The sequence below is a fragment of the Flavobacterium sp. genome (genome assembly GCF_965277525.1).
Taxonomy (GTDB): Bacteria; Bacteroidota; Bacteroidia; order Flavobacteriales; family Flavobacteriaceae; genus Flavobacterium.
In genome coordinates this window covers 25,743-32,533 of record NZ_CBDIDC010000008.1, presented here as the reverse complement: position 1 = coordinate 32,533, position 6,791 = coordinate 25,743, and the positions used below count along the sequence as shown (strand labels likewise).

Sequence of the window (6,791 nt, the reverse complement as noted above, 5' to 3'; positions counted from 1 at the left end):
ATGAGTTACAGACCTATTTTACCATGCAATTGATTCCCATGTTGAAAAAACACGGTAAACAATTAATGGGATGGGAAGAAATTTTGACCAAAAACATGTCAAAAGATGCTATTATTCATTCGTGGAGAGGTCCAAATGAAGGAGTTGTTGCAGGTCAGTCATTGGTAGACGCTGTAAAAAAAGGATATAAAACAGTTTTGTCAAACGGATATTATATCGATTTGATGTATCCAATTGCAAGTCATTATCTAAATGATCCTATGCCAAAAGGAGCAAATTTATCGACTGAAGAAAAAGCAAAAATATTAGGTGGTGAAGCTACTATGTGGACAGAACTTGCTACTCCATTAACCATAGATTCAAGACTTTGGCCAAGAACAGCTGCAATTGCAGAGCGACTTTGGTCTGCAGAGGATATTACTGATGTAGCGAATATGCGTAAGCGTCTTGAAGTAGTCTCCTTTAGATTAGAAGAACTTGGGTTAACACACATTCGAAACAGAGCGGTTATTTTAAGAAATATTGCAAACAATCAAAACATAAAATCATTAAACGAATTTTCAAATGTTTGTGAACCGCTAAAAGGATATACACGTAATAAAGGCGGAACAGAATATCAAATGTACTCTCCGTTTACCCTTTTTGCAGATGCTTGTACACCGGATGCCAAAGATTCTTTAGCTTTTGATGAAGCCGTAAACCAATATTTAGCCAATAAAACACCGGAAAATAAAGCAAAAGTAACTGCATTTTTCAACAAGTGGATCGCTGTTAATAAAGGATTAGTAGAGTTGAGTGCCAATGCACCATTAGTTCAGCCACTTTTACCTTTGTCTAAAAAATTAAATGATGCATCGCAGGAATTATTACTTGTTTTAGATAATAAGTCAACATTAAAAGCAGATGATCTAAAGAGTTTAATAGAGTTATGCAATACAAAAGACCATGCAGATGTTGAGTTATCAGTGTACGCAAGTCTTAAAAAATTAATTTAAAAGTTTGGTTTGAGTTAGTATTTAGTATGTTACCATGATTATTAGTAATTTATTATCTCTGCCAGAAAAGTTCTGGTAGAGGTAATTATGGTAAACTTCGTATTCAATTAAAAAAATTAACCCAAAAAAACTTTAAAAAAAAATAACCAACTTAGAATTAATAACATTTTAAAACCAAATAAAAAGAAGAGAAACAAAACATGACAAAACAAAGTATTTAAATTGATGAATCCCAAATTTATCAGTTGTAGTTAACCTAATTTTTTAAACAATTAAATAAATATCAATCAGTACTATTCACTAATGATTATGGACGATCGGTAATAGTAGTATTTATTTTTAGAAGTAATATGAATTAATTTCCAGTGCGTTGCGATGTTTTCTATTTGCAATGAATTGAATCCCAATTATTGTTTTTTATGTGCCGCATTTTGGTGCACAATTTATTGTAATTGGAATATTTATTTTTTTCTATTAACCAATATTAATTTAATTATGAAACATTATTACAGATTGCTTTTTTTGTTATTGTTTCCCTTACTCGCGTTAGCCCAACCAGCTCACGGTAAAAAGGTAGTGGGGTATTATGCGCAATGGTCTATTTATGCCCGGGATTTTAATATCCCCAAGATAGACGGAAGTAAATTGACGCATTTGAATTATTCTTTTTATGGGACCACTTTTGATCCTGCCCATCCGGAGAATACCAAATTATTATGTTTGGATTCGTATGCTGATTTTGAGCATATGGAAGGCGGAATTCCCTGGGATGCTCCTGTTAAAGGAAACTTTTACGACTTGATGAAGCTCAAGCAAAAGTATCCGCATTTAAAAATTTTAATTTCTGTTGGAGGATGGACCAAAGGTCAGGATCTTTCTCCAATTGGCAGCAAGTCCTGTTGCAAGAGCTGCCTTGGCTACAGACATGGCAAACTTTATTACCAAATATCCATTTATAGATGGATTTGACATTGACTGGGAATATCCTCTTTCCGGAGGAACAGATGGTACCGAAGTGATTAATGGAGCTCCAATTCCTCCTCAAAAGTACAGCCCGGATGACAATAAAAATTTAGTGTATTTATTAAAAGCGATGCGTCAGGCAATGCCAAATAAATTAATCACTATTGCGGCTGGAAATAATGTTCGAAATGTATCGAAACAATATCTTGGGCCAAACAACAGAACACAATACGGAATGACAGAAGACATTTCGACTTATTGTGATTACATCACGTATTTTGGATATGATTTTGGTGGAAACTGGTATGATAAAACATGCTATAATGCTCCTTTATATGCAAGCGGAAACCCAAATGATCCGTTATATGGCGCAGCACAATCAGAATCATTAGACGAATTGACGAATCAATACCTGAATGTTGTTGGTTTTCCTGCGAATAAATTAATCATGGGCTTACCTTTCTACGGAAAGAAATTTGATCACGTAGCGACAAATTCAACAAATGGATTATTCGTTTCAGCTCCAAGAGATGTTGTGGCAGGATGTACAAATCCGCAAAATCCAACAGGAACCTGGGACGGTCCCGCAGCTTGTGAAAAATCAGGAAGCATCGAAATTTGCGATTTAGTCGGAAATCCGGTAACGAACTCACATGCTTATTTAGATCCAAATACAATGTTAGTTACACCAACTGCAGCAGCTGCAGGATGGGTAAGGTATTTTGATAACACAACAAAAGTTCCTTATTTATACAATGCTACTTTAAAACAGTTTATCTCTTATGAAGATAAGCAATCAATGGATTTAAAAGTACAATATATTAAATCGAGAAATCTTGCCGGAGGTATGGTTTGGGAATTGTCTCAGGACACCAGAGGTTCAGTTCCAAATTCATTATTGACTCAGGTTGATACATCGTTTGGAAGCATTGTTCCGGGAACCGTAAGTATTGCAGGTTCAGTAAAAAACGGAACCGCTTTAGTTTCGGATGTTACCGTAGAATTGCGTAATGCAGGCAATGTAGTATTGCAAACGGTAGTTTCTGCAACAGGTAATTTTGCATTCAATAATTTAACTTCAGGACAAAATTATACGCTTACAGCTTTAAAGGCTTCTTATACTTTTACTCCGGTAACTTTAATCAATGTTACGGTTAACCAAACTGCAGTAGTTATTAACGGAACACAGCCTACTTATACCGTTAGCGGAACAGTTTTAAACGGAACAACCCCAGTTTCCGGCGTAACAGTTTCGGCTACAGCAGGAACAACAGTTTTAACAGCGGTTTCGAATGCAAGCGGAGTTTATAGCGTTGCAGGTTTAACGGCAGGACTTAATTTTACAGTTACAGCTGCAAAATCAGGATTCTCCTATACTCCGGCTTCCACTGTTTATAATGCAATTGATGCCAATAAAACGTTGAATTTTAGTCAGGGCGCACCAGTTGTTAATTATACCGTAAGCGGAAGTGTTTTAAACAATACAACTCCGGTTTCTGGCGTAAACGTCACTGCTTCTTTTACCGGAGGAAGTTATGTAGCTGTCACAAATGCAAGTGGAGCTTACTCACTAAGCCTGCCTTCTGGAGGAAATTACACAATAATTGCAGCTTTAACAGGACAAACGTTTACACCAGCTTCAACAGTTTATTCTAATTTGAATGCTAATAAAACATTAAGCTTCACACAGGATGCTTCCGGAAGTACAAATAAAATTAGCGGAACCGTTAAAAACGGAGCCAATTTTGTTTCTGGTGCAAAAGTAGAAATAGTTTTACCATGGACAGATAATACGCATCCTTGGAAAAGTGTTATTGCCACAACAGATGCACAAGGAAAATACAGTTTTGATAATGCCGTTGTAGCAGGATATACAACCGTTACAAGTCTTAAATTAAATAGTTGGGAAAACGGAGAAGTAGTTTATTTACCCAATAATCTCGCAAACTTTGCAGTTCCGGCAAACCCAACAATTTATAACTTTAGCACAGGTTCTACTGCAAAAGCAGCATTGGCAAGTACCAACTTAATTAGTGGTTCAGTAAAAAACGGAACAACTCCGGTTGCTGGCGCAAAAGTAGAATTGGTGGTGCCCTGGACTGATAATACCCACAACTGGAAAAGTGTTATTGCCACAACAGATGCATCAGGAAATTATAGTTTTGATAATTCAGTTGTAGCAGGATATACACAGGTTTTAAGTTTGAAATTAAATGGTTGGGAAAATGGTGATGTGACTTATTATCCAAATAACTTAGCCAACTTTGCAGTTCCAACAACGCCAACGGTTTATGATTTTAATAGACAAGCGGTGGTTGCGACTAAGCCAGTAGTTACCATTACAGCGCCAACAGCTTCGGCGATTGCTATAAATTTAGGATCAGCAATTAATTTTGTGGCAAGTGTTGGATTAAGTGCTGCAGATGCCACTACAATCTCATCTGTTGTATTTAGTTTAGATGGACAAACCTTGAGTGCCACCAATTCTTCGGGAACTTATACAGCGGTTTGGACACCAGCAGCAAATCAGTTTTCGCTTCCTCATACATTAACCGTTACGGCTACTGCATCAAACGGAACAACAGATGCAAAAACATATAGTTTTACATTAACTTGTTCAGGTGCAAACTGCCCTAATTCATTGCCGGTAATTACTTGGAATTCACCATCGAATACTACCGTAAACCAAAGTACTTTCCAGGTGGTACCAATTTCAGTTACAGCCGTTGATAGTAACGGATCAGTTTCAGGTGTTACTATTACAATAAATGGAGGTACATTTAACATGACAGCAGGTACAAATAATACTTATACGTATAATTTTACACCATCTGCTTATCAGGATTATCCAGTTGTAATCAAAGCAACCGATAATCAATCTGGTATAACTACATTAAACAATACCATTAAAATTGCTCCGGTGAGCACGAATAGATTTATCCCGCTTCCATCTAAAATTATTTTAGGATACGCACATTCCTGGGAAAATGCTGGAGCTCCATTTTTATATTTTTCTCAAATGGTGGGAAGCAAGTTTAACGTAGTCGATTATTCTTTCGTAGAAACCGTTAATCGTGATGGTTATACACCAGTATTAACTACAAATGACACGAGATATTTGACCAATGGAGTTTTCAATAAGCAATTGTTGAAAAACGATATAAAATCCTTAAGAGATAGCGGCGTTCCTGTTATTGTCTCTATTGGAGGTCAAAATGGTCATGTTGTTTTAGACAATGTAGCTCAAAAAAATACTTTTGTTAATGGTCTAAAAGCAATTATTGACGAGTATCAGTTTGATGGGGTTGATATTGATTTTGAAGGCGGATCGATGAATTTTAATGCAGGAGGCTTAAGAGATATTTCGTATGCGGGTATTTCTGCTTATCCAAGATTAAAAAACGTAGTAGATGCTTTCAAAGAATTAAAAGCGTACTACGGCCCTGGGTTTTTATTAACTGCAGCTCCGGAAACACAATACGTACAAGGAGGTTATTCTACCTATACAGATACTTTTGGTTCCTTCCTGCCAATCATTCAAAACTTGCGTAATGAATTAGATTTGTTAGCGGTACAATTGTATAACACAGGAGGAGAAAACGGATTAGATGGTCAGTATTATGGTTCAGCTAAAAAAGCAAACATGGTAACAGCCCTAACTGATATGGTGATAAAGGGCTATAACATTGCTACAACCGGAATGCGTTTTGATGGTTTACCAGCCTCAAAAGTTCTTATTGCATTACCAGCTTGTCCAAGTGCAGCAGGTAGCGGTTATTTAACGCCTGCAGAAGGAATTAGTGCTATGAATTATTTAAGAACCGGAACCACTTTTACAGGAAGAACATACACGATGCAGCCAGGCGGACCATATCCTTCTTTAAGAGGTTTAATGACCTGGTCTGTAAACTGGGATGCCTCTTCTTGTGGTAATTCATCTGAATTGTCTAAAGCGTATGCTGCTTATTTTGCTTCGCAGTCAACAGCAAAAATGCTAGCGGTTGATGATATTTCTTCAAAAAATAGTGCAACGATAGCGTATTTTAAAAACGATGCATTATCAGTTTCAAATGACAACGAAAATATCGCTCAGGTTGATGTATTCAACTTATTGGGACAAAATTTAGTGAGTCACAGAAATATCCAAAACAATAAAGAAGTATTGCTTCATGATCAAAGTTTCTCAAGTAAACAACTGTTTTTGGTTGTAGTAACAGATAAATCAGGAAACAAAAAATCATTTAAAGTAATGAACTTTTTAAACTAAAATGAATTAAAAATCTAGAAATAAAAAAATTGGAACGGTTAAAATTGAGTTTGGTTATTTATTTTTTAATCTAATTTTTATTTCGAATAAATGCTTCGAATTTAGGTGATTTGTTATTTGGTTTTCACCTGAAGGAGAGCATTATAAACCTGACAATTATGTTGTCAGGTTTTTTTTATGCTTAAAAGAATCCCCATTAATGATTTAAGCTTCTAAATAAGGATCTAAAACTTCTGCAAGTTTATTAAGCCAGTAAAAATTGTCATCGATATTTCTTATTTCAGATTCGATAGTTTCAGATCCTCTCATAACGGATAATGAAAGCGCATTATTTACTTCTCGTATCATTTTTGCCATTTCTTTAGAATCAATATTATCAGTGAAAAAATGTTTTAATCTGGTCTCAACTTCATTTGAAAGGTTTTCTGTAATCATTATCTTTTTTTTTAACAAATTTAAAGAATAGCTATTTTAAGTACGACACAAATTTGTGTCAAAATGATGTATATCTTGATATTAAGTAATTTATTAGGAGCTAATCCCGCTATCCGTTTCAATCTTTTATT

The 6,791-nt window shown here is 35.5% G+C and carries 2 protein-coding genes and 1 pseudogene; 2 read left to right on the top strand and 1 reads right to left on the bottom strand.

Going from position 1 to position 6,791, the window contains the following annotated elements; translation table 11 throughout:
• Window positions 1-995: family 20 glycosylhydrolase (locus tag ACQY44_RS17155; protein WP_428231519.1), on the top strand; the 995-nt coding region annotated here is incomplete at its 5' end.
• Between the two features lie 495 nt (window positions 996-1,490).
• Window positions 1,491-6,225: pseudogene (gene chiA / locus ACQY44_RS17150) on the top strand (T9SS-translocated chitinase ChiA).
• A gap of 204 nt (window positions 6,226-6,429) precedes the next feature.
• On the opposite strand, the gene ACQY44_RS17145 reads toward chiA, so the two are convergent.
• Complete coding sequence (locus tag ACQY44_RS17145) at window positions 6,430-6,660, bottom strand: hypothetical protein (RefSeq protein WP_428231518.1); 231 nt, start codon at window positions 6,658-6,660, stop codon at window positions 6,430-6,432.
• Window positions 6,661-6,791 lie beyond the last annotated feature (131 nt).

Coding starts and splice junctions, on each gene's coding strand:
- ACQY44_RS17145 (WP_428231518.1), bottom strand. CDS start 6,660: ATGATTACAGAAAACCTTTCAAATGAAGTTGAGACCAGATTAAAACAT.